This window comes from Paraburkholderia sp. SG-MS1 (assembly GCF_012275575.1).
Lineage (GTDB): Bacteria > Pseudomonadota > Gammaproteobacteria > Burkholderiales > Burkholderiaceae > Paraburkholderia.
In genome coordinates this window covers 1-365 of record NZ_NPIH01000031.1, presented here as the reverse complement: position 1 = coordinate 365, position 365 = coordinate 1, and the positions used below count along the sequence as shown (strand labels likewise).

The window sequence follows — 365 nt, the reverse complement described above, 5'->3', positions numbered from 1 at the left end:
GGCGTGCAGCTGCGCGCTGACGTCGATCTGTTCGACGCGATCTGGCCGCAGCGTCCGTCGCTGCCGAGCGCCGCCGTGTTCGAGCACGCGGCGCCGCATGCGAGCGTCGAGCGCGCGGAAAAGCTTGCGCGGATTCGTCGCGCAATGGCGGACCAGGGCGCGCAATGGCACTTCGTCTCGACGCTCGACGACCTCGCATGGCTGCTGAATCTGCGTGGTGCCGACGTCAGCTATAACCCGGTATTCGTCGCGCATGCGCTGATCGGCGTCGATCGGGTGGCGCTGTTCGTCGCTGACGGCAAAGTGTCGCCCGAACTGGCCGCCGCGCTGGCGGGCGACGGCATCAGCGTCGAGCCGTATGCGAA

The 365-nt window shown here is 68.2% G+C and carries 1 protein-coding gene; it reads left to right on the top strand.

The genetic code is table 11. The annotated features are described in order from the left end of the window. The coding region (locus CIC12_RS02695) for an aminopeptidase P family N-terminal domain-containing protein (RefSeq protein ID WP_174771876.1) at positions 1-365 on the top strand (365 nt) is incomplete at both ends.